This window comes from Mangrovibacillus sp. Mu-81 (genome assembly GCF_036867415.1).
In the GTDB taxonomy this organism is placed as follows: Bacteria; Bacillota; Bacilli; order Bacillales; family Bacillaceae_B; genus Rossellomorea.
The window spans coordinates 1-23,077 of sequence record NZ_JBAJHU010000003.1 but is presented as its reverse complement, the minus strand read 5'-3'; the positions used below and the strand labels follow the sequence as shown (position 1 = coordinate 23,077).

Annotated in this window: 20 protein-coding genes; 6 read left to right on the top strand and 14 right to left on the bottom strand. The window is 43.1% G+C overall.

All coding sequences use genetic code 11. The features are described from left to right. Positions 1–12 precede the first annotated feature (12 nt). The 6 genes from V6B33_RS07265 to V6B33_RS07240 all read right to left on the bottom strand — a co-directional run bounded on the left by V6B33_RS07265 (position 13) and on the right by V6B33_RS07240 (position 7,945). Positions 13–171, bottom strand: coding sequence for a sporulation YhaL family protein (locus tag V6B33_RS07265; RefSeq protein WP_172254288.1), 159 nt, complete (start codon positions 169–171; stop codon positions 13–15). A gap of 132 nt (positions 172–303) precedes the next feature. Continuing rightward, entirely contained in the window at positions 304–1,245 is a 942-nt protein-coding gene (yhaM, locus tag V6B33_RS07260; RefSeq protein WP_334217096.1) for a 3'-5' exoribonuclease YhaM, read from the bottom strand. Positions 1,246–1,456: 211 nt separating this feature from the next. Continuing rightward, positions 1,457–4,426: an ATP-binding protein gene (locus tag V6B33_RS07255; protein ID WP_334217095.1), complete on the bottom strand. Its 2,970-nt coding sequence runs from the start codon at positions 4,424–4,426 to the stop codon at positions 1,457–1,459. Between the two features lie 16 nt (positions 4,427–4,442). Beyond that, positions 4,443–5,663: a metallophosphoesterase family protein gene (locus tag V6B33_RS07250; protein ID WP_334217094.1), complete on the bottom strand. Its 1,221-nt coding sequence runs from the start codon at positions 5,661–5,663 to the stop codon at positions 4,443–4,445. 139 nt (positions 5,664–5,802) lie between these two features. Then, the gene (locus V6B33_RS07245; protein WP_334217093.1) at positions 5,803–7,053 is read right to left on the bottom strand and encodes an ABC transporter permease; all 1,251 of its coding nucleotides are present in this window, start codon (positions 7,051–7,053) and stop codon (positions 5,803–5,805) included. After that, on the bottom strand, positions 7,046–7,945 hold the full coding sequence (locus V6B33_RS07240; protein WP_334217092.1) for an ABC transporter ATP-binding protein: 900 nt from the start codon (positions 7,943–7,945) through the stop codon (positions 7,046–7,048). The genes V6B33_RS07245 and V6B33_RS07240 overlap by 8 nt, the downstream gene beginning before the upstream one ends. Before the next feature lie 167 nt (positions 7,946–8,112). On the opposite strand from V6B33_RS07240, the gene V6B33_RS07235 reads away from it, so the two are divergent. Beyond that, positions 8,113–8,301 (top strand): YhzD family protein, encoded by a 189-nt coding sequence (locus V6B33_RS07235; protein ID WP_442915487.1) that lies wholly within the window; start codon positions 8,113–8,115, stop codon positions 8,299–8,301. Positions 8,302–8,360: 59 nt separating this feature from the next. Here V6B33_RS07235 and V6B33_RS07230 read toward each other — a convergent pair whose 3' ends face one another. The 7 genes from V6B33_RS07230 to V6B33_RS07200 form a co-directional block, all read right to left on the bottom strand. Beyond that, on the bottom strand, positions 8,361–9,746 hold the full coding sequence (locus V6B33_RS07230) for an N-acetylmuramoyl-L-alanine amidase (RefSeq protein WP_334217091.1): 1,386 nt from the start codon (positions 9,744–9,746) through the stop codon (positions 8,361–8,363). Between the two features lie 225 nt (positions 9,747–9,971). After that, a complete protein-coding gene (locus V6B33_RS07225) occupies positions 9,972–10,766 on the bottom strand; it encodes an enoyl-CoA hydratase (RefSeq protein ID WP_334217090.1) in 795 nt (264 codons plus the stop codon). Between the two features lie 137 nt (positions 10,767–10,903). Beyond that, the gene (locus V6B33_RS07220; protein ID WP_334217089.1) at positions 10,904–12,511 is read right to left on the bottom strand and encodes a long-chain fatty acid--CoA ligase; all 1,608 of its coding nucleotides are present in this window, start codon (positions 12,509–12,511) and stop codon (positions 10,904–10,906) included. A gap of 177 nt (positions 12,512–12,688) precedes the next feature. After that, the gene (locus V6B33_RS07215; protein ID WP_334217088.1) at positions 12,689–14,185 is read right to left on the bottom strand and encodes a coproporphyrinogen III oxidase; all 1,497 of its coding nucleotides are present in this window, start codon (positions 14,183–14,185) and stop codon (positions 12,689–12,691) included. 140 nt (positions 14,186–14,325) lie between these two features. After that, positions 14,326–15,195: a Cof-type HAD-IIB family hydrolase gene (locus tag V6B33_RS07210; protein ID WP_334217087.1), complete on the bottom strand. Its 870-nt coding sequence runs from the start codon at positions 15,193–15,195 to the stop codon at positions 14,326–14,328. Positions 15,196–15,325: 130 nt separating this feature from the next. Beyond that, the gene (locus V6B33_RS07205) at positions 15,326–15,679 is read right to left on the bottom strand and encodes a YlbF family regulator (RefSeq protein ID WP_334217086.1); all 354 of its coding nucleotides are present in this window, start codon (positions 15,677–15,679) and stop codon (positions 15,326–15,328) included. Positions 15,680–15,802: 123 nt separating this feature from the next. Beyond that, a complete protein-coding gene (locus tag V6B33_RS07200; protein ID WP_334217085.1) occupies positions 15,803–16,942 on the bottom strand; it encodes a DUF445 domain-containing protein in 1,140 nt (379 codons plus the stop codon). 122 nt (positions 16,943–17,064) lie between these two features. Here V6B33_RS07200 and V6B33_RS07195 point away from each other — a divergent pair, with 122 nt between their 5' ends. Genes V6B33_RS07195 through V6B33_RS07180 form a run of 4 tightly spaced genes read left to right on the top strand, consistent with a single transcriptional unit; the run spans position 17,065 to position 22,056 of the window. After that, on the top strand, positions 17,065–18,402 hold the full coding sequence (locus tag V6B33_RS07195) for a YheC/YheD family endospore coat-associated protein (RefSeq protein WP_334217084.1): 1,338 nt from the start codon (positions 17,065–17,067) through the stop codon (positions 18,400–18,402). A gap of 1 nt (position 18,403) precedes the next feature. Further along, positions 18,404–19,495, top strand: coding sequence for a YheC/YheD family endospore coat-associated protein (locus tag V6B33_RS07190; RefSeq protein WP_334217083.1), 1,092 nt, complete (start codon positions 18,404–18,406; stop codon positions 19,493–19,495). Beyond that, positions 19,496–20,869: a YheC/YheD family endospore coat-associated protein gene (locus V6B33_RS07185; RefSeq protein WP_334217082.1), complete on the top strand. Its 1,374-nt coding sequence runs from the start codon at positions 19,496–19,498 to the stop codon at positions 20,867–20,869. Then, on the top strand, positions 20,866–22,056 hold the full coding sequence (locus V6B33_RS07180; RefSeq protein ID WP_334217081.1) for a YheC/YheD family endospore coat-associated protein: 1,191 nt from the start codon (positions 20,866–20,868) through the stop codon (positions 22,054–22,056). Before V6B33_RS07185 ends, V6B33_RS07180 begins: the two co-directional genes overlap by 4 nt. 34 nt (positions 22,057–22,090) lie before the next feature. Here V6B33_RS07180 and V6B33_RS07175 read toward each other — a convergent pair whose 3' ends face one another. Further along, positions 22,091–22,489, bottom strand: a complete 399-nt coding sequence (locus V6B33_RS07175) for a ferritin-like domain-containing protein (protein WP_334217080.1) — start codon at positions 22,487–22,489, stop codon at positions 22,091–22,093. 124 nt (positions 22,490–22,613) lie between these two features. On the opposite strand from V6B33_RS07175, the gene V6B33_RS07170 reads away from it, so the two are divergent. Further along, positions 22,614–22,823, top strand: coding sequence for a YheE family protein (locus V6B33_RS07170; protein WP_334217697.1), 210 nt, complete (start codon positions 22,614–22,616; stop codon positions 22,821–22,823). Positions 22,824–23,077: the final 254 nt, after the last annotated feature.

The window sequence follows — 23,077 nt, the reverse complement described above, 5'->3', positions numbered from 1 at the left end:
TTCTTATTTTAGTTAGGAGAATTGACGTCTTCGTTCTTTTTCGTCTTCCATCCGGGTAATGTAGACTTCCCCTTCTTTCTGGATCCAATCTTCTTCCACCTGTTTTTCTTCCTTTGCAGACTTAATGGTCATGAAGGCACTGGCGAATATTCCTGCCACAACGAAATACATCCAAATAGGTAGAGTCACTTACTTCATCTCCTTATAGTTTGTCCTCTCTTGTTTACACTATATGATATTCCATAAGGAAACATACCCTATTATTTGGAGTTAAATGAAAGCATTGAGCAGCTGATAGATCGATTACTTATGGAACACGGGTTTATAGAATGAGCGATTATCGAGCGGGAAGATTCTTTCTGTATATTCGCCAGGCTTCACCCGCTCCAATGCACGGTCGAGCATATTCATCTTCGCATCGACATTATCAATATAGTGCAGGATTTCTGCTTCGCGGATCATAGGGGCCTTTGGACTTCCCCACTCAGCTTTGCCGTGATGGCTTAATACCAGGTGTTGAAGAATCATAACTTCTTCCCCTTCAATGGCCAGTTCCTCTGCTGTCTTTCCGATTTCATTGACCATGATGGAAATATGACCGATCAGATTTCCTTCGATGGTGTATGTCGTTGATGTTGGACCTGATAATTCAATTACTTTCCCTAAGTCGTGAAGGATCACACCTGCATATAAAAGGTCTGTGTCAAGAGACGGATACAAGCTAGCGATTGCTTTCGAAAGATCTAGCATTGATACTACGTGATAAGCTAGACCCGAAACGAATTCATGGTGATTCTTTGTGGCAGCAGGATACTCAAGAAATGGCTTTTGGTATTTCTTTATCAGATGCCTTGTGATTCGTTGTATGTTTGGATTTCTCATTTCAAAGATGTATTGGGTGATCTTGCTGGTCATTTCATCGATCGACAAAGGGGCAGTTTGCAGAAAGTCTGAAATCGTATGTCCATCAGCAGGTGATGCCGGACGGATCTGCTTGATTTTCAGCTGGTTCTTTCCTCGATAGCTATGCACATCCCCTACCACTTTCACGATTGTTTCCGGCTGGTATGCTTTTTCATCCTGTTCGGAAGCATCCCACAGCTTCGCTTCCATTTCACCGCTCTTATCCTGCAGGATAAGAGTTAAAAAGGGCTTACCTGTGTTCGTCGTCCCTTTTGTCATTTGTTTAATCAGCAGATATAAATCTGCGGTTTCCCCTACGTTAAATGTCATGATTCCAGTCATATTCATCCTCCGTCCTCTTATAAATATTCTATAGTATAACATATTTTGATAGCTTCATTGACATGTGATCCTGCATGAAAGATGAATGGTCAAAATTCCGTCTGTAGCAATCAAACGGAATTTTGACTATGGTAATTTGTTAAAACCCTGCAGTTTGTTTCCGAGCAGCCCATCGCCTTCCACAGGTGAACGGCCAGTTGCAGTGGAAGGCTTATACTGGCACCGTTGTATTTAATATGAGGGTTTCTTTTTCTTCAAAGCAATCTCTTATATGCGGGTGACAGGTGAATAACAGGATTTGATGCTCTTTCCCCATTTTTCTTAACAGCTCCACGAATGCCTCTGTTCTGGCAGAATCAAAGTTAACCGCCCCATCATCGATTATGATGGGTAAACGGTAGATATCTTTGAAGGATTGAACGAGTGCGAATCTGATGGCAATGTACAGCTGCTCCTTCGTTCCCTGACTCAGCTCGATGGCCTGAAAGCGTGTACCGTCTTTCCTCTCGACTTCCACCATTTCATTTTCAGTGAGATGAATGGCCTTGTAGGCCTCATTAGTCAATATCGTGAAGTCTTCTTCTGCCAGTTTTATTACGTTCGGCATTTTGGTTTGTTGATAATGATAAATTGTTTTATGGAGGCTTTCCTGAGCAAGAGTATATTTAGACCACTTCATGATATACTCCTGCAGTTCCGCCTTCTTGTCTTGAAATTCCTGAAGGAGCTTTGAATAGCTGCTGCCTTCCTCCAATCGTTTGATTTCATGTTCAACGGAAGCAAGCTCCTTTTGATGCTGGGAGATCTCCTGAATCAGCTCATTTATCCCTAATACACTATTCTTCAATCTTTTCGTTACATCTTCCTTACATTCAAAGGAAGAGAATAAGGACAGGGTATGTTGATTTATTCTCGTTTTCATTCCCTCATACCTGGCAAGAAATTCTTCTCTTTCTTCTGCCTTAAGGGCAAGCTTACGGAACTCCTCTTCATCCGCGCATCCAGCCTCTTGAATCAACGAGTCGATCTCACTATTTACTTTTTGCAGGTGGCCAACCGCTTGTTCCCTTTCAAGAAGCAGAGGCTCTAAATCTGACTGAGTTTGTTCAAAGATGAGTTTCTTTTTCTCCGCTTCATGCAAAATACCCTTCATTCTAACGAAAGATTCCTGCATGGTTGTAAACACGAATGAGTTCCCGACAAACCATTCTTCACATCGATTTGAGAAATCATCGACCTTTTTCTGAAGAACGTGTTCATCCTTTCTCAACTGACTCAATTTTTCATAAGTCTGGACAAGTTCCTTGATTTCCTCAAATGCGTCTTTCACCCATTCCAAAGGAAATTCATGCGGCAATCGTAAGGCTGCTTTTATCTCCTCGAGGACGTCAATCTCCATGTTTAGTTTGGTTTGGACTGCTTCCTGGTGCTTTTGAATTTCCTTCAATTTGGATTCTTGTTCCTCAAGTTGAAGGATTCTCTGCTTCCATTCACTTCGGTAGTCAACCTGCTCACGCAATGTCCGCTCCGCTTGATCCACATCTGTGTATTCACCGTTCATTTCACTGACCCCGCCGGATATTTCACTGACTTTTCTTCTTAAATCATGAATTCGTTCAGTATTTTTATTCAATTGTTGTCTGGTCTTCCAGCCATTAATGGCCAGAAGTGAAATGATCAGAAAGGCTAGAAAAGCTCCCAATGAATTATCATTTAGCAACCCCCAAATCAAGAAAGCAGTCAGAATCAGAGCTGCAATTCCGCTGTATAGAATTTGTTGTGAAAAGGATTTACGCTTTGAACGCAGTTCTTTTTCCCTTTCATCAATTTGGTTTTCTACCCATATTTTCTGTTGAAGTGATACTTGTTTTACAGACTGTTGTTTCATCTTCTTTTGCAAAGCTTGATAGTCTTCCTCTTTCATGAGGATTTCTTCAAGGTCATCACATTTGCTTTCGATCCTATGCATGGTTTCCAACTCGGCTTCATACTGTTTTTTCAGGTTTTCACTTTCATTTTGCAGCCTGCTGAATCCCTGAAGGCTCCTCTCGATTCGTTCCCTCATCAACAAGCTTGTATTGATGGAAGGTATATCTTTTTCAAATAGTTGGAGATTTAATTCTCTGATTGTTTCACTTACTCTGTTTATAGAAATCTTCGTTTCAAGTCTGATTTCTTCAAGATCATCCAGCCATTTCATGAAAATGGATTGTTGTGACAGCAAGGTTTCAACTTGATGGAGCTCCTCAGTGAATTGCGTATGCATTTGAACGGATTCAAGCTTTTCTTCCAGTTTCTTTTGCTTTGAAATTAATGTTTCCAAATAAGATGAAGTTTGTCTCCACTCTGCTTTCAACCCATTTAGGCGCTCTGTCCCTTTAGCGGGATAAGCGAGGGATTCCATAGTGGAAAGCTTTTTGGATATGGCTGCATAGTCAGAAAGAACATCCCAATGCTCTTCGATCACGTACAGCCGGTCCCTTTCTGCTGCCAGCGATTCCTTTTCATTTGTCAGGATACAGATGGAAGACTCCAATGAGTGACGTTCCTCAAGCAATGGACCATACTCTTTATTTTTCTCTCTGGCTTCAGCCACCAGTTTATCCATTGCCTTGAGTTCATTGAGTTTGCTATTTATTACAGGTTTTCTTCCGGTTTTCTTAAATAGCTGTTCTCTTTCCTTTTGCCATTGCTGCTCCATTTGAAGGAGAAGATCCGTGCCTGTGGAACCAGCACTGAATAAGTAACGATTCAGTTCTTCTTTTTTCAATTTATGTATGTCCTGCAGACCTTCCAGATTAAATGAAAAGATATTCTGATACGTGACTTTATCCATCTTTCCGACCAGTTCATGAAGGACTTCTTCCCCGCCCTTTCTTCCATCCTCGAACAGAACAGTAACGTCACCCGCTGCCTTCCCTTTTACCCGTTCGATGGTGAGTCTGCCAAATTCATTACTTTCACATACGATTTTCCCTCCATATTCAGAGGAGCGTTTCGGTTCATAGCGAAGCTGGGTTTGCTGCCTGGTCGGAAAACCGAATAATATACTATGTATAAATGACATGATGGTGGATTTTCCAGCCTCATTCTCCCCGTAGACCAGCTGCAAGTTCTCAAGATTATATTCCTGGTTGATCAACTTCCCATATCCATATACTTGAAGTTGTATTAATCTCATCTTTTCACCCCTTTTCTTACTGACGCTTCGCCGGGTATAGGATCAACTCTACTGACTCCTCTATTAAATGCTTAAGTTCTTCTTCTTTTAAAACATCGATATAGCGATAGAGAGAAGGATGTTCATATAATTCCGCCAGTGCCTCAATCCCTGCTTCCGTGCTCATGTCAGTCAGTTCGTGTATAACATCCCCTATAAAAGGATCATTCCTTTCTATTTGAACATGTTCGCCCCTGCTTAGTTTAATGGAATGAATCCACTTACTGTATTCACCGGTCAGCAGATCCGCTTGCAGGGCTTGAAGAAGGTCGCCGTTTTCCACTGCATGAAATATTTCACTGGATAAATCCAGATAGTCCTTCAGGTCGATCTGCAGCAGGCTGTCGCTACTCACTTCATACTCCTCTGCCTTTTTCATGATTTTCCGGAACATTTCGCCGAACCGTTCAATACCTGAGAGTGATACCTCCACTCTTTCCCAAAGGATATCCTGGGTCGGGATAAATTCAAGAGCTGCATCCCGCTCGTGCAGTTCTACAAGATAACAGCCCTTTTCCCCTGTCTCTTTTCTGTGCCTGCCTTGAATATTCCCCGGATATACAATTGGGGGGTCGGAATTCAGAAGCTGACGCTGGTGGATATGTCCAAGCGCCCAATAATGATAGTCTTTCTCTTTCAGCTCCTTGATGGTGAACGGGGCATAATGTTCATGTGATGAATGAATGCTTCCTTCACTCCCATGCAGGAGCCCGATGACATAATCAGCTTCAATGTGCCTGGGATAGTCGGTAATCCTCCGCTCCCGAATATGACGGGTACCATAGCTGAAGCCTGCCAGTTTCACCAATGCGCCGCTTTTTGTCAACAATTCCTTTACTTCCGTTTTCACATCAAAAATATGGACATTTCCCGGCATATCAAGGTTCAGCCGGAAACTACCCAGATGATCATGGTTTCCGTGAATGACATATACCGGAATCCCACTTGCATCCAAGAGATTGAACTGCTTCAAAAGCTTGGCCTGTGCCCTTATACTTCGGTCCTCCTCATCAAACAGATCTCCGCTTATGATCATAAAATCAATCCTTCTCTGTACCGCTTCCTTCACCAGTTTTTCAAATGCAGCAAATGTACTGTTCTGGATACGATCGAATAGGTCCGCGGGAAGGTGCTTCAAACCGATAAACGGACTGTCCAAATGCAAATCGGCACAATGTATGAATCGTATCTTCTCCATGAAATCACCTCTCGGTTACGAATGTACGTTCTATACATTCATTATATCCTAAAACCTGCACTCATTTCAGCTGTTATCATTAAAAGTATAAGGGAATGAATCAAAAAAGCTGTCCCCCCGATTAGGAGACAGCCCGTTATCATTTATTTTTCGTAAGGTTTATCGCTTTTTTAATATCCTTATAAGAGTTTGATTTACCGTAAAGCAGAACACCTCCGCGGTATACCCTTGCCCCAAACACACCGAGAAGAATGATGGTGACAAGCAGCAGTGCTATACCGATCATCGGTTCATACACCGGCAGATTCAGCATCCCGACTCTGAGGAACATGACCATCGGAGTGAAAAACGGGATATATGATGTGACTGTGACAAAGCTTGATTCAGGATTTCCAAGCCCGAACATCGAGATAAAGAATCCGATCATGATCAGGAAGGTCATCGGCATAATCATCTGCTGAACATCTTCGATTCTGCTGACGAGTGAACCAAGCAGTGCCGCAAGCGTTGCATAAAGAAAATATCCAAGCAAAAAGTATACAACTGCATAAAGGATGACACTCACCGATAAAGATTCAAACCCAAATGATTCAAAAAAACCACCTGCAAGTTCATCTTTACGGTTGAGTAATGTGACATAACCCACCCCGAGGATAATGGCTAGTTGAGTCAATCCCACAAGACCGATTCCGATGATCTTCGCAAACATTTGTTTTACTGGAGATACACTTGAAATCAATATTTCCATAACTCTTGAGCTTTTTTCTGTCGCCACTTCCATCGCCGTCATGTTTGCATAAGCAATGACAGAGAAATAAATAAAGAATAATAGAACGTAAACAATTCCCCTTGCCTGACTCAATTCTTCTTCCGATTTAGCCCCTTCGGACAAGGCTGTCTTTTCAAATGTGACCGGACCGCTTAACGTTGCGAGCTCTTCACTTGAAAGATTGAGTTTATTTGCAGCCAGGGAAGATTTAATATTCTGAAGAGCGAGCTGCAAGTCGGACGTCACCGATGAATCAGACAATGAACTTGATTTATATTGTGCTTCGGGGAGACCGTCTTTTCCCTCAGTCAACACGAGCAGCCCTTTGACTTCCCCTTCTTCGATTTTCGTTTCAATTTCTTCAATCGAATCGGTGGAATCCGTCAGCTTAATTTCATCATTTGTAACAGTCACCTGTGCTTTAAGCATCGAATAAAGATAGCCGGTCTCATCCTGGACAACAACCTTATCTTCTTCGTCACCTTTGAAATTTGAAATGATGGTATCAAAATTCGTCAATAAAATAAGCGCACCTGCAATGATAATGGTAGAGATGATAAAAGATTTGGCTTTCAGTTTCGAGAAATAGGAGTGGGCAAGCATAATCATGAATTTATTCATAAGAAGTCCCTACCTTTTCGATAAAAATGTCATTCAGTGACGGATCTTCCAATTCAAATTTTCGAAGGAAGCCTTTTTGAGATGCATGATGAAATACTTCTTCTGCAGCTTTCTCTGACTCTACTTGCAGAAGGATGCCTTCTGTTGTTTCTCTGGACTTAGTGACACCATTGAAATCCAGTAAATACGTTAAATCAAAATCAGCATTGATCACAACATTCTTTTTGCCGAAGGAACGCTTGATTTCTTTCAATCCCCCGTGTACGACCGGACGTCCCTTGTGCATGATGCATAAACTTTCACAAAGTTCCTCCACATGCTCCATCCTGTGACTTGAGAAGACAATGGTCGTGCCCTTCTTCTTTAGTTCTCTGACTGCATCTTTAAGCAGTTCCACATTTACAGGATCCAATCCACTGAATGGCTCATCCAGAATCAAAAGCTTCGGTTTATGAATGACCGAAGAAATGAATTGAATCTTTTGCTGATTTCCTTTCGAGAGCTCTTCCACTTTTTTATCTAGATACTGGGGGATATTAAATCGTTCCAGCCATATGGATAATTCCTTTAGTATGTCTTTCTTGTCCATCCCGCGAAGTCTAGCCAGATAAACAATCTGATCCTTGACCTTCATCTTGGGATATAGTCCGCGCTCTTCAGGCAAATACCCGATTTCCCCGCTTGCGGAATAATCGATGATATTGCCATTCCATGTTATTTCTCCTGCTGTTGGATCCAATAATCCCAATACCATTCTGAATGTAGTCGTTTTACCTGCCCCGTTTGCTCCGAGGAATCCGAACATTTCTCCGGGTTCAATTGTAAGTGACAATTTGTCGACTGCTGTGAAGCTGCCAAATTTCTTGGTGACCTGGTGAATTGATAAGCTCATTTGAAGTTTCTCCTCTCCCTTTTCCTACTGTCTACTATACTTCTACGATTCTCTTAGAAAAAGGTTTCATTTTCCAACTTTCATTTTATTATCCATTAAGACTTTAAATTTCTCGAAAATTATGGAAAAATAATATAGAGTGAAGATTTATAGACAAAGGGGTATAAATGATGAAAACGTATAAGTTGACGGTATTTGAAAAAGACGGCACGAAAATTCTCGACGAATCCTTCGAAGCATCCTCAGATAATGAAGCCAAGAAAGCGGGCGAATCCTTACTCGGAGAAAAGGGATACCTTGATCATACACACCGCTGTACCTCCCCCCTTGGTAAACTTGTATTATTCCACGCCTGATCCGAGAAACCAAAGGCCCTTCCGGGAGTGCTTTACCGCACTCCCGGAAGGGCCTTCATCTATTTCAACAGATCGATTCTTGCTTGAATGATCTTCTTTTCTCTTTCCATTTCTTCAAGTGCATGATCCAGATTTCTGCTGTATACATTCAATATACTTTGCCCGTAAGTTGTACCAGGAACTGCCCATTTCCCATTCAAGCCTGCCCAATACCGGGCGCTCCCCCTGCTGACAAGCGAATACCTCGGATCGACGAGTGGATAGGAATCCGGCAGCTTCTCGTTTGAAGCATATGCATATAAGTGTTGAATGTGAGCAAGGACACCTTCTTCTGGAGTTGTGAAGGAAGCCCCGTCAACACCGGGACCAGTCGTTCCAAGACCCGCAAAATTGTTTTGACCGGGTTTGACTTGTCCGGTAAATCGGAAATAATTCGTTTCATGAATAGCTTGTCCATATGCTATGTCTCCACGGATACCATAGACCATACCATACTTTATATAATAATCCCCCAGTAAAGGCGCCGATGGATTGACCGTTCTGACAAATTCGTTCAATTGGTGTGGTTTTAAGAGGGATTCTCCTAAAATGGTGACATCTTTCTCCGGAGGGGCTTCAGTTGTTGAAGGAGGCGCTTCAATGCCGGTACCTTCTGCAATGATGAAGGCATCGAAATACTTGCTTTTCAATTTTGCCACAAGCGTGTCTGCGTTTTCTCTATGAGTAAATGCGCCTGCCTGCACTCTGTAATACGTCTTGCCTGAAATGACCTCGGCTGCAATGAATGCACGAAAAGATTTTTGTTTAAGCTCAGCAATCCGCTCTTCTGCATTCTTTCGCTCTGCGAAAGAACCTGCGATGACCTTAAATAACCGCCCTTCAGGGATTACGCTTTTTTCTGGAAGTGACAGTGCCTTTGCCACCCCTTCTGCCAGAAATCTGGCAGCATCATTCATGAAGGCTGTATTAGTCAATAAAGCAAGATCTCTATCATGATCAATAAATAAAATCTCAACAAGAAAAGCGGGCATTTTTGTTTCTCTCAATACGTGGAAGTTAGCCCGTTTCTTCCCCCTGTCAATGACTGTATGTTTCTTCTTGATTGCTGAAATGTAATCATTGTGAATCATAGTTTGGTATGAAAGTGTATTCGAAGGTACATTTCCGTTGTACGTATAACTTTCAAAACCGCTGCCCCCGCCAGCATTGTGGTGGATCGATAGAAAGAAATCCGCATTCGTCTCATTTGCGAAATTGGTTCTCTCACTCAGGGACATCGTTTTATTTTCACTTCGGGTCATATGAATCGTCACTTGATAGTGTTCCTCCAGAAAGTCCCTTATTTTCAGCGCAGTTGATAGATTCAGTGTCTTCTCTTCATGACCTTTATATGTTGCACCTGGGTCACTTCCCCCATGGCCTGGATCGATGATGATCGTCTTCATACATTTCCTCCTTTTTTATCTTGATCGTAATAGTTTATGTAGATCAGGATAAAATGTTTGGACGTCAGTTCCGAATGCATAAATGTCACGCTGTTGAGCACTTTCTCTTGTTTACCCGCGTCGTCCCTTTCACTAACAGACAAATTCTGATAAAGAGGTCTCCCGCAGCATGCATCGGCTGCGGGAGACCTCTTCTCAACGTGTTCATACTATGATAAGAACCTGCTAGATTCCTTTAAACTCCGGTTTACGCTTCTCGACGAATGCGTTGATCCCTTCTTCATGATCACCGGTCTGCCTCATGAGCCACTGTCCTTCTTTCTCGAGCTCCAATGCATGCTGCAATCTTTCTTTATTCAAAGTCACATAGACTTCCTTAGTCTTGAGCATCGCTTTGACGGGAGCTGCCAAACATTGTTTCATGTACCTCTGGAGGCCAACCTCCAATTTGCCTGACGGAAGTGCTTCATCAACAAGCCCTTTCATTAACGCTTCCTGGCCATCGAGTACTTTCCCGTTCCAAATCAATCTCTTCGCTTTATGGGTTCCCAATCTTTCTTGCAGAAGGAAATGGCTGCCTCCATCGGGGATCAATCCGATTCCTATGAAATTCATGGCAAGCTTGCTGTCTTCCTCACATAAAATATAATCCGAGGCAAGTGCCAGGCTGAACCCAAGTCCGGCGGCTGCACCATGAATTCCGGTAACCACAACTTTGGGCATGCAATACAGCGTCATGACAAGCTCATTGATGATATCCATTACCCCTGTAAATTGTTCTTCGCCACTTAACGTGAGCATGGACTTGATATCCCCTCCTGAAGAAAACCCCTTTCCCTCTCCTGTCAGGATAACCAATGAAATATCCGGATCTTTTTTCACTTCTTTCAATGCTGCCAAAAGGTCTTTCATCAGTCCTGCATCCAGGGCATTCAATGACTTCGGCCGGTTAAGTCGAAGTCTTGCAACCCTTCCCTCTTTATGTAACTTGACCGTTTCATAATGATTTGACACTGTCAATGTAATCCCTCCCCTTATGTCTAGAATACCCCAACAAAAATGAATAGTGAATCATTTTTTTGAATAGTTTTACTATTTACTTGGAATTAAATAGAAAAGAGATCATCCCAGGATGGGTGACCTCTCTTGAATCAATCTTACTTTACTTTATCCTGTACCTGGTCCCTTAGTGTTCTTTTTAAGAATTTCCCTACCGATGTTTTAGGAATTTCATCCAGAAACAGGACGTCATCGGGGATCCACCACTTCGCGAACTGCGGCTTAAGGAAGTCGAGTATTTCCTCTTCGGTCACCTTTCCGCTCGACGATTCTTTTAACACAACACAGGCAACCGGTCGTTCCTGCCATTCTTCATGCGGCACTGCCACGACTGCTGCTTCAAAAATTTCTTCGTGGGCCATAAGTGCATTTTCCAGATCCACGGAAGAAATCCATTCTCCTCCTGATTTGATTAAATCCTTAGTCCGGTCCACAATCTTGATATATCCTTCTTCATCGATGGTCACAACATCACCTGTATAGAGCCAGCCGTCACGGAAAGCTTCCTGACTCCGCTCATCCTGATAATATTCCGACGCGATCCACGGACCTCTCAGAGCCAGTTCTCCCATTTCCTTCCCGTCCCAGGCGACTTCTCCGTCTTTACCGACGATCTTCATTTCCAATCCCGGCACAAGGATGCCCTGCTTCGCTTTCAAATCAAGCTTTTCATCTTTAGACAGGTTCTCGTGATAACTCTTTGACGCTGCAATGACAGCAAGGGGGCTTGTTTCTGTCATTCCATAAGCATGCATGAACGGAATCCCGAATTTTTCCTCAAATGCTTTGATCATACCCTTGGGGGCGGCAGAACCTCCGCACAGCACAGAACGCAGACAGGACAGATCATACGTGTTCTGCTCCATCTCATTCAACAGCCCCAGCCAAATGGTTGGAACTCCAGCCGTAATCGTCACCTTCTCATCCTGCATCAGGCTTGCAAGGATGCCGGGAGTAAAATAAGGACCTGGAAGCACTTGTTTCGTACCAAACCATACAGAGGCAAATGGCAGACCCCAGGCATTCACATGGAACATCGGCACCACTGGAAGAGCCGTGTCCCTTTCACAGACTCCTGTCGTATCAGCAAGCCCAAGCGCCATGGCGTGAAGCACAATTCCACGGTGAGAGTAGATGACCCCTTTGGGATTCCCCGTTGTCGCAGAGGTATAGCACATGCCGGCAGGGGCATTTTCATCCAGGTCTTTCCTGAAAGCAAATGACGGATTTCCTTTTTCCAATAACTGTTCATAATGATAGACGTTATCCAGTGATGTTTCCGGCATTTCACCATCCGTCATGATAATGAAAGCTTCAACAACCGGAATGCTGTCTTTAATCTTCTCTATGAGCGGCAGAATATCCGGGTCAACAAGCAGCACTTTATCCCCCGCATGGTTGATGATATAGCATATATGCTGAGGCGATAAACGAATATTGATTGTATGCAGGATGGCTCCGCTGCACGGAATTGCGAAATAGGCTTCAAGGTGGCGGTGGTGGTTCCAGGCGAGTGTTCCAACCTTGTCACCCTCTTTCACTCCCAATGTACTCAAGGCACTTGCCAGCCTTCTTGTTCTCTCTCCCCATTGTTTGTAAGTGAAACGGTGAATTCCCGATTCAGTTCGTGAAACAATCTCCTTCTTCGGATAATACCTTTCAGCTCTTTCAATCATTTGTGTTAAAAGCAGAGGTGTTTGCATCATATTCCATCTCTCCCCTCAAATAGTAAACGCTTTCATTTCTATCTTTAGTTAGTATTCTCTTTAACTTTCAATTTCCCTTTAAGTTTATTGAGAATTCCCAATAATTTCCGATACATTTTAAACCGGGGAAATATAAAAATGCAGTTCATGAGACGCATGCTCACGAACTGCATTTGATCAGGAAAACAATTCATCCAGGATCTTGATTTTCTTCTCTGTATATTCTTTGAATCCCAGGTTGTACGCATTAGGTTCTTTAGGATTTGCAAAATGAGTGATCTTTCCCGTTTTCGGGTCGATAAATTTACTTGCTGCCCCGCATCCGATTCCGATAATCGTCTGTACTTCTTCCATGATCATAATGTTGTATATACTGTCTTGTCCTGGAAGTGCATATCCTACATTCTCAAGGTTTCCAAGAATATTTTTTTGACGATAAAGGTAATAGGGTTCGTATCCATGCCCGCTTGTCCAATCTTCTGCAAGATTCATCATCCGCTCGATCTCAAGCCTGTCCGCGACTTTATATTTTTCTTTATTTTTAGTCATTTCAGAGGCCCTCTTAAAGGATAGAGTGTGGACAGTCAAAGATTCCGGCATCAACTTTTCCGTTTCATCCAATGAATGCTGAAGCTCAGGTAGCTCTTCGTTTGGAAGTCCGATGATCAGATCCATATTGATGTTATTCATCCCCATTTGACGGGCAAGGTGAAACTTATCTATCGTTTCTTCCACTGTATGATGGCGTCCGATTGCCTTTAGGGTTTCCTGTGTATAAGACTGAGGATTGATGGAGATACGGTCGATATTCCACTTATTCAAGACTTCCAGCTTTTCTTCGGAGATCGTATCGGGACGCCCGGCTTCCACCGTTACTTCCCTAACCTTGTCTACGTCCGGGAAGGAGCGGTGCATCACTTCATAAAGTGCATCCATTTCCTCTGCGGTAATTGAAGTAGGTGTGCCTCCGCCGTAATAAATGGTTGTGATATTGATCCCTTTTTCCTTGAGCCATCTCCCCATCTCTTGTATCTCATAGTGCAGACCTGCCAGGAAGGAGTCCACCCGTCCCTGTTTCCCCAGTATCGCATAAGCCGGGAATGTACAATACGCGCATTTCGTAGGGCAGAAAGGAATACCGATATAGATGCTTACTTCATTTTGCACATCATACAAATCAGGCACAACGGACAGCTGCCGGTCGACTATATTCTGCATTAACTCGATTTTCTCATCCGTTATCAAATATTCTTCCCTCAGCTTTGCATGAACTTCCTCTTTCGGAGTACCCTGCTGGTTCATTTTGTGGATCAGTTTAGTCGGACGGATCCCTGTAAGAATCCCCCATTTCTGCCGGATTCCCGTCAAGTCCTGGAGCACATTGAGATAGACATGGGACAGCGCGGTCTTCACCTGCCGGAACCGTTCTTTATCGGTTTCATACGGCTGCCAGTCACTCGAATACCCAGCGTGATATTCCTTGCCGCTTGCAGGATCAGTTATTTCAGCTGCCGCTTCAATTCTATCTACCGTACTTATGTCAATATGAACCATTAAATCGACGTCATCACATTCCGTAAACCGTATGGATGTTTCTTCAAAAAATAAATTGGCAATCAATCGAAGAGGGCGCTCAAAACGTTCATCCTCTACTCCTGTTATTAAAATATTCACCTTCAAAATCACCTTTCAATAGAGCTAGCTTTTTCTAGTGTACAGAATGGGGCATGAATGGTCAATGAGCACCCTGGTATAGAGGAAGATGAAAAAACAAATGACCCCGCACCTTTATAACTCAAGGTACAGGGCTGATTTCAGGATTTTATGATGTTCATCTTTTTCAAAAACGGAATCGGGTGCTGCTTTCTGAAGAGTTCCATTATGAAATATGGAAGACCCTTTAGGTCCTGACTCCTTGTCACCCAGTCTGCATGGGCTCTAACCTCCCGCGGTGCTTCGCCCATCGCTACCCCCAGACCGCAGCATCTGATGGCGTCCACATCATCGATACCCGAACCGACCATGATGATCTGCTCTTTTTTGATTCCGAGTCTTTCTGACAAATACATGAGACCTCTCAGCTTCGAGACGCCTTTAGGAACGATATCGAGTGTATGTTCGGATGTAGGGACCGCTTCCACTTCCTCGTACATCCCTTTTATAGCGGCAGCGATATCCCATAAATCCTCTCTATGCTCCAGCAGCACCGATATTTTCGGGACAGCCAGCGGATTTTCCAGCTGATGTTCGCTTACGATATTCACATACTGCTTGCTGTATAAAAAACGGGAATCCCTTTCCCATGAAAGCTTTGATGTCATTTTAGACTGATTATTTGCTTTCCCTACAATACTTTGTTTTTCATGAGATAGTTGAATCTGACTGGAGAACCCTTCTAAAAACTGTGTGATTTCATACGTAATATTTTCAGAGATTTTCCTTACGTATAATGGCTGGTCACGCTCAGCAGCAATATAGGCCCCGCCATGCGTGATGATGGGCCCTTCGACTTTAAGGGCTTTGGCGACTTTTCTGGCAGATGCAAAGTTTCTGCTTGTGACAAGAGTGACCTGCACGCCTTTATTTTGAACGTACTCAATCGCTTCTTTGGTTTCCTTTGCAATTTTTCCGTTTTCGTTCACTATAGAGCCATCGATGTTTAGAGCCAGCATTCTATAAATCATTGGTGTCCCCCCTAAAATGGTGTCTACATCCTTTCTATACTCTTATGAGGGGATTGAGACAAATATGACAAGGGGGCGATATCAAAAAAAGCACCCGGATCAAATCCGGATGCTTTAACTGCCGATAAGATTATTTCTGCATTGAGCCGTATAATTCTTCCAGAGGCTTCATGATGACTTTGTTCAGGTCATTGATCACCATGCTCATGCGCTGTTCAGCTTCCATAAGCTTGGCGATTTTTTCATGCTGCTGCACAAGTTGTGCTGTTTTTTGAGCCTGCTCAACTTCTTCTTGAGAGATTTCTTCACCGCTCATTTGTTTTTGCTGAAGATTCATCTGTATGTTTCTGAAGTTTTCGAACATATTGCTTGCAGATTCATCGTTGTTTACTTCGTCGTACATTCTTTTCAGTTCCAAGAATTCGTCGCTTTGTCTAAGCGCACTTTCCAGTTCGTTTGCTTGATCGTATAAATTAATAGCCAAAATACGTACCTCCTAAAAATTTTCACTCTTTGTTCCCTCCACCACTATAACAAACTATATGGGATAATTCTAGGAAGTTTCCTTATGGCCAGATGGTGCCATCATATTTCTGCCAATATCCATCTATGAGAACAGCATGACGAATACACTCTGTATCAATCCGATGATTCCTCCGAGAAGGGCCCCGAGATAGGTGATCATCTTAAACTCCCGTCGTGAGATGCCAAGGACCAGTTCCTCGAGTCTTGCCACAGAAAATGATTCCACCTGATCCTGGACGATTTTCTGAAGGTGAAGTTTCGCCATTAGATTCGGGATCCTGTTTGACAGGAGGTCTGTCCCTTTTCCCACCCATTGTGGAAGCAACTTCTCCGTGATCGTCTTCTGATGCGGGGAAAGCCAGTGTGATAATGGTTGGGACAGATGAGCTTTGATGTTGACGATCTTGATTAAGGATGTATGAAGCTCCGACATCAGATCTTCTTCAGGAAGCCTGTCGACCACTTCTTCTATTTTCATGAGTTTAAGTTTAGCCCATTCTTTTCTCAGAAGGTTGTGGAGGATTTCCTGTGTGCCTTCATGCTTGATGAATTTCACGATTTCCGGTTGAACCTTATCAGCAACGGACGCGTTGCCAAGAAACATTCCAAGGATATTCCCGAGCGTACCCCGTTCCTTTAGAAAGTCATCGATCATGACCTTCACTTTCGCTTTTCCTTCTGGACTTGTAAAGTATGCCTCTGCCCGGCCGGCAATCATGTCGACTAGCTTCGGGATCGTGTCTTCTATTTTTTCCTGCCACTTTTCAGGCAGTGCTTCTTCGATTCGTTTAGAGCTGTACTCCATTTTTGTGCGGGATACTTTTTCCTCTACCCAATCCGTAAGCCATTGATTCAATCTATCAGCTGAAACAGGAACCTGCAGCATGTCGAGCCATTCATTGACAGTTTTTTCAGAGCAGAAAACGGGTTCTGACTCTTCTCTGAGCCATTGAACGACATCTCTTTGAAACTCTTCATTCATGACTTTTTTCTGGAGGCTTTCTGGTGTGATTAAATGATCGACTACCATATTGCCCAGCTGCTGGGCAAGTTCTTCTCTTCTTTTTGGGATGAGACCCGGTGTGAATGGCACTTTGAATTTTCCAATATAGTAAGCCCTGTATGGCCTGAATAACATTTTGATCGCAAGTGAGTTGGTTACCCCTCCGATAAGCGCACCAATCACTACCATAAACGCAATGAGGATAATAGCATCCAGCATAACTGCACCTTCCTTTTCTGCTTTGAACATTTTGCCCATCTTTACATACAATGCTATATCAACAATAGCCCAATATACAATTATAATTATAACTCATCTTCATATGCAAACGAGGAATGTCTATGATGTATAAATGCTCCTTCATCAGTTTTGAGAATGAGAGAAATGCAGATGAATTACTTTTACCCGAAGGCATCTATCATAAATTTGATGTTTCCAGGCAGCTGACCCTGAGAGCAGGTGCTTCTTCGCTAAATGTAAACTGCTTACCGACTGGAAGGGGGGACTCACAGATAACATTGAAAACGAGTCACCCGTTATTTTCATCGATTCCACGGATGGAAAATATCCTTGTGAAATTGGATCCGGCCAAAAACAGCCTCTCTATCGGCCCGGTTACGGCTTTATTAATCGATCACTGTCATGAAGATAAACTGAATACACATTCTTTAAAGGAATATTTTACAGAGTGTCAGAGATGGTTTCAACTGAAAGGCGGACTATTTTATCTACTCCCGGTCACTTCCTTATTAAAAAACGGATCAGAAGCATGGGTATTCAATCAAAGTGAGTGGCAGAAGAAAATAATGCTTCTCCCCCATGTGATCTACAATCGAAGTCATTCCCGCAAACTAGAAACTCATCCACTTTATGAATCCGCTTTGAAAAGGACGGAAGGTCAATCTGTTCACTTATTTAATTCTTCATTTCTTTCCAAGGATATCGTTTATAAACAATTACGAAATAGTAAACAGCTACATCCTCATTTGCCGGAAACAGTTCAAGGAATCGACCGGATCGATGAAATGCTGTCAATCTATAAGGATGTATTCGTAAAAGCTGTCAATGGAAGCAAAGGCCGCTACATCCTGCGTGTCCAACAAAGGGCGAATGATTATCTCGTTTACCAAAATTCCTTCACTTCTAAACGTACTCTCACTTTCCCGACTTATTCATCCCTTTACAAGCAGCTTCAATCCTGGTGCCATGCTTCGCACTATATCGTTCAGCAGACAATCCCTTTCGTGTCGGTCAATGACCAGCCGCTGGACTTTCGTTTCCTGTGCCACAAGAATCATAAAGGAACCTGGTCTGTGATCTCATCAGTAGGACGGATCGCATCAGAGAAGCAATTTGTAGCAAATATCGATCAGGGCGGTCAAATTGAATCACCACTTTCAATCATGACCTCCCTTTTCCCTCATGAGGACGGAAAAGTGATCCTCGTAAAGATGAAAGCTTTAGCTCTTTCAGCTTCTTCTTTCTTGTCTCAGCATCTCGATGGTCAATATGCGGAATTTGGTATTGATATCGGGATTGATGGTAACGGAAAACCATGGATCATTGAAATCAATTCAAAACCTTCCAAACGGACGTTTATGGATAATGAACGGGTCAGACCTTCAGTAAAGGCCCTCTATGAATATAGTTACAACATTTGGAATGAGAAGGAGGATTAATATGCATTATTCACTTGGTATCATGACGCTGAATCCCGATCTTTCCAACCCATATTTTAACGGGATCGGAAAACAATCCATCTCCAACACCAATGATTTGTACTTATTTTCACCTCGTGACATCTCCCCGGTCAACGAGACCGTCGAAGGATACGCATTCAACCGTGAAGCCGGGAATTGGGTGAAAGAAATATTTGACATCCCCGGTTTTATTTACGACAGAACCTACTATGATAAAAGCCTGCAATCCAGACAAGCGAAAGCTGTGGTGCAATGGATGAAAAACCAGCCCCATATACATTTTCTCGGGTATGGTCTGCCTAACAAATGGCTTATGTACGAAAAATTAAAAAACAGCACACTTTCCTCTTATATTCCAGAAACATTCTTACTTAAAAACCACCTTCATTTATTTAATTTACTGATTAAGCATAAAGATATAATAATCAAACCAGTAGATGGAGCAAATGGTTTTGCTGTTTATCATTTAATACTTTCAAATAGTAAAGTGACCGTCCGCACGACAAAAAATCATCAGATAACCCAACAATCATTCCCATCGAAGTCCATCTTCTTGAACTGGGCGGAACGGATGCTTGAACAGCATATCTTCATAGCGCAGGAAAGGATCGATAACCGGACGGAGCTCGATACACCTTTCGACATACGAATTCTGCTGAATAAGGATCAGTTTGGAGATTGGCGGGAATTTCAACGTGCAATCCGTGAAGGGACAAAAGGCGGTATCGTAACGAATATAAGCAGAGGTGCCTCTTATTTTTCACAAGAAGATTGGGAAAGTATTCATCCAGAGGCAGATTGGGCATTCGTCGGGAACGAGTTGAATGCCATCCTGAATGAACTCCCTGCTCTACTCGAAGATTATTTCTCTCCGCTGTTTGAGATCGGCGTTGATATCGTCCTTGCAAAGGACGGCTCTTTGTGGATCCTCGACATCAACTCTAAGCCTGGTCATAAGATTGTGGACACTCTGGGAACCGGGAAGCTCGAATCTTTACACCGGACTCCTCTGGAATATTGTGAGCATCTCTATTCAAAATCTATTCCATCCTTAAGGCGAGGTGATTTTTAAATGTTAAAAACCTATAAGATCGAACAGTTTCAAGATAAACAGGCCATCCTTTATCTGCCTTCGCGCTGGAAACAAGAAAAGATCCATTTACCGCAGACAGCTGCCCTCGGAACAGCAAAACAATCTGTCATATGTAAAAGGCATCCGAACGGAAGGAATGTAATCGGAATCAGTTCGAAGCTTGCGAAGAGTCTCCATCTCCCGGAGAAAGTGAGTTCATTATCTCTATTCATCAAAGACGACTGTCTCTACCTGGGAGTATTGATCGGGATCTTCACCTCCGGATTTACGAACTTCAAACCAAGTCCTGTCGGGGAACGATCTTATTTCTTCAGAAAACTATTATCCGTACAGTCTTCTCTCGGCGTCATCCCTTTCATCTTTGGGGAGAAGCACATTGACTGGGAAAACGGGCTGATCGATGGGTATTTCCATTTTGGTGAGGGATGGGAAACTGAAACAGTTCCCTTCCCAAACGTTATTTATGACAGGCTGCCCAACCGCCGGAGCGAAAAAAGAAAAAACTGCAAAGAAATTAAAGACAGACTGCAGGGGGAGTATGGCATTCCCTGGTATAACCCTGGATTCTTCAACAAACTGGATCTTTTCGAACGCCTTGAATCGGATGAATCAGTCAGCATATACCTTCCAGAGACCCACTCTTTTCAATCATTCCAGGAAATTGAACGAATGCTTTCCCTTTATAAGCAAGTCTTTATAAAACCGAAAAACGGCAGTTTAGGAAACGGAATACACAAGCTTACCTTCGACCGTCAATCTCAGGATTATTACTGCCGGTGCCGTGATAGAGAAGGGAAAAATCGACTGGTCAGGTTCTCTTCACTCGAACGGATGATAAATTCCATCTTTAAAAACCGGAGCTTGGATACGTTTTTAATCCAGCAGGGAATCACTCTCATCTCGGAAGACAATCGGCCGATCGATTTCCGTGTTCATACGAACAAAGATGAAGAAGGCAGCTGGCAAGTGAGTGCTATGGCAGGGAAAGTAGCCGGTATTGGAAGCGTCACTTCCCACGCCAATAATGGCGGAGTGGTAAGGAGCCTCTCTGAACTTTTCCCTGAATCATCGCGGAAAATGGTTGCGGAAGCCTCACTGAATGAGGCAGCATTAAAGCTCTCCCGTGCGATTGAATCCAACATGGAAGGCTACATCGGAGAAATCGGCTTTGATTTGGGATTGGATGAAAACGGCGGGGTATGGATGTTTGAAGCAAATTCAAAACCGGGGAGAGCTATCTTTTCCCACCCTGAGTTAAGAAATTTTGATATCCTGACTCGGAAACTCGCCTTATCATTCGGGGTCTTCTTATCGCAGCGTGCCATCCATCACCCTGAGGAAATGATGCCATGAACATTTTATACGACATGACCAGGAAGGTTTTCTTTCACAGAGAGGAATCATTGACTGCCGTCCCTTTTGCGAAGAATTCCTTTCTGCTTTCTGCTAAAGCAACATCAGAATCATACAGCTTTACGATTCAGTCGGAAAAGAAGATTATGGCAGTCCCGCTTGTAGGCATCGTTACTAGCAGGGATCAGAATAAATATAAAGGGAATTTCGAATTATTCAGGTCGATCCAGCTGGATATCGAAGAACTCGGTGGCATGTGCTTCGTCTTCTCGCCCGGGGATGCTGCAGGGAAATCCATCCAGGGAATCACCTTCAATAATAATGTAAATAAATGGGTTAAATGTCAATTTCCGATACCAAGCGTGATTTACAATAGAATCCCATCAAGGGAGGCGGAACAAAATCAGGACTATATCACATTAAAACAATTCATCAAGAGATTTGACATCCCCTATTTCAACCCTCACTTCTTTAGTAAATGGGACGTTCATCAAATTCTTTCCCGGTGCGGAGAGCTTCAGGGATATTTGCCCTCCACTTCCCTGGTGGAAAAGGAAGATAGCTTCACGAATTTTTTGGAACGTCATCAGAAAATCTATGTAAAACCATCATTTGCCTCACAGGGCAGGGGCATCAGACTGATCGAGATGGAATCAAACGGCCATATCATCTGTAAGAGTATAAAGAAAATAGAAAAGTTTACATCACTTACACGATTTTTCACTTCTTACCAGGAATGGTTCCACTCCGATCAGCATTTAATCATGCAGGAAGCAATCCCCTGCAAGACGCTTCATGATCACCGGTATGATTACCGTGTCCTTGTCTTGCACACAGGGGAAGACTTTAAACTCATTGGAATCGGCGTCAGGATTTCACAGCGCCAGGAAGTGACCACACATGTCCCTGCAGGCGGAAAAATCATTTCTCTGACGGATGTATCGACACCGCGGACAAAGAAAGAAATCCTTCCTATCATGAAAGCATGCGGTAGGGAGCTTGTACAGGCATTCGGTTATGTAGGCGAATTCTCCATGGACCTTGCCCCTCGGGTAGATGGAGGGTATGTCCTATTTGAAATCAATTCGAAACCGATGACATTCGACGAAGAAGATATAGAAACAAAGAGGCGAAAGCAGCTGGTCCGTACATTTATGACACTTTCGAAGCAGCACAAAGAAGGTTGACCCTGATGGACAATTCGATCGGTCAACCTTTAATTCAACGCAAGGAATTATATATCGTGGAAAAGCGGGTAGCATGCTCCATCTCATCTGTCATCGCAATGAATAGCGGATTATAGGCCTGCTGATTCGGCATCTCCAGTAACATATCCCTGTAGAATTCCGCTGCCTCCAATTCATCCTTCAAGGCAAGCAGCACTCCTTCTTTGAACGTTGTATATTCGATCTTTTCCTTCTTATGTTCGTAATACTCCCCTGTATATAAATAATGCAGATACTGAAACATCTCATAGTGTTCCTTCTCATCCTTCCCGGCATGCCCGATGAACTCGACATACAAAGGATTATTCGTCCTGCTCTTCAAATCTTTATAAAAATAATAGGCTGTCCATTCATCACTGATCGCTTTCTCCAAATCCCGAATAAACGAATTCATGCTTCGCCCTCCTCAAGTTTCTTCCCTACATTCTATTAATCGAAAAAGAAAAGTATGATTGGATAAAAGGAATTCCTACACAGCTTATGATGAAACGTATACAATGAGGATTGAGGTGATTAAATTGATACAGCATTTTCAATATAAAAATATGTATGAAAACAAACAGCTTCCTGGATGGACTTTCTCATTCTATTTCAGCGGAATGAAATACGAAGGAAATTATCATAAAAACGGGAACATCGAATGGACAGGCCATATACCGCCTGCAAACAAAGAAGAAGACCTAAAAAAACAACTCCACGAGCTAATGTTGTATCATGTGTATGAATAGAAAAGCGGAGGCGGCTCGCCCAGAGGCGACAAGCATAAGACAGGGCAGCCACAAAGGCGGTCTTTGCCTTTTTGGCTGGCATGGCTTATGTCTCGAGCCTCTAGCCGCCGGAGCTGGACATTAGAAAAGCGGAAGTGGGCGTTTTGCTCCCTTTGAAAAATGTTCTTAGGCTTTAGAGGCGCTTTTTGCCTCAAAAGCCTAAGGTTAATTTTCAAACGGGAGCAGACCACTGCAGCTGGACATAGAAAAGCGGA

Bases quoted from the DNA above. Each gene is read 5' to 3' on its own strand.
- V6B33_RS07265 (WP_172254288.1), bottom strand. From the start codon at position 171: ATGTATTTCGTTGTGGCAGGAATATTCGCCAGTGCCTTCATGACCATT.
- yhaM (WP_334217096.1), bottom strand. From the start codon at position 1,245: ATGACTGGAATCATGACATTTAACGTAGGGGAAACCGCAGATTTATAT.
- V6B33_RS07255 (WP_334217095.1), bottom strand. From the start codon at position 4,426: ATGAGATTAATACAACTTCAAGTATATGGATATGGGAAGTTGATCAAC.
- V6B33_RS07250 (WP_334217094.1), bottom strand. From the start codon at position 5,663: ATGGAGAAGATACGATTCATACATTGTGCCGATTTGCATTTGGACAGT.
- V6B33_RS07245 (WP_334217093.1), bottom strand. From the start codon at position 7,053: ATGAATAAATTCATGATTATGCTTGCCCACTCCTATTTCTCGAAACTG.
- V6B33_RS07240 (WP_334217092.1), bottom strand. From the start codon at position 7,945: ATGAGCTTATCAATTCACCAGGTCACCAAGAAATTTGGCAGCTTCACA.
- V6B33_RS07235 (WP_442915487.1), top strand. From the start codon at position 8,113: ATGATGAAAACGTATAAGTTGACGGTATTTGAAAAAGACGGCACGAAA.
- V6B33_RS07230 (WP_334217091.1), bottom strand. From the start codon at position 9,746: ATGAAGACGATCATCATCGATCCAGGCCATGGGGGAAGTGACCCAGGT.
- V6B33_RS07220 (WP_334217089.1), bottom strand. From the start codon at position 12,511: ATGATGCAAACACCTCTGCTTTTAACACAAATGATTGAAAGAGCTGAA.
- V6B33_RS07210 (WP_334217087.1), bottom strand. From the start codon at position 15,195: ATGATTTATAGAATGCTGGCTCTAAACATCGATGGCTCTATAGTGAAC.
- V6B33_RS07200 (WP_334217085.1), bottom strand. From the start codon at position 16,942: ATGCTGGATGCTATTATCCTCATTGCGTTTATGGTAGTGATTGGTGCG.
- V6B33_RS07195 (WP_334217084.1), top strand. From the start codon at position 17,065: ATGATGTATAAATGCTCCTTCATCAGTTTTGAGAATGAGAGAAATGCA.
- V6B33_RS07190 (WP_334217083.1), top strand. From the start codon at position 18,404: ATGCATTATTCACTTGGTATCATGACGCTGAATCCCGATCTTTCCAAC.
- V6B33_RS07185 (WP_334217082.1), top strand. From the start codon at position 19,496: ATGTTAAAAACCTATAAGATCGAACAGTTTCAAGATAAACAGGCCATC.
- V6B33_RS07180 (WP_334217081.1), top strand. From the start codon at position 20,866: ATGAACATTTTATACGACATGACCAGGAAGGTTTTCTTTCACAGAGAG.
- V6B33_RS07175 (WP_334217080.1), bottom strand. From the start codon at position 22,489: ATGAATTCGTTTATTCGGGATTTGGAGAAAGCGATCAGTGATGAATGG.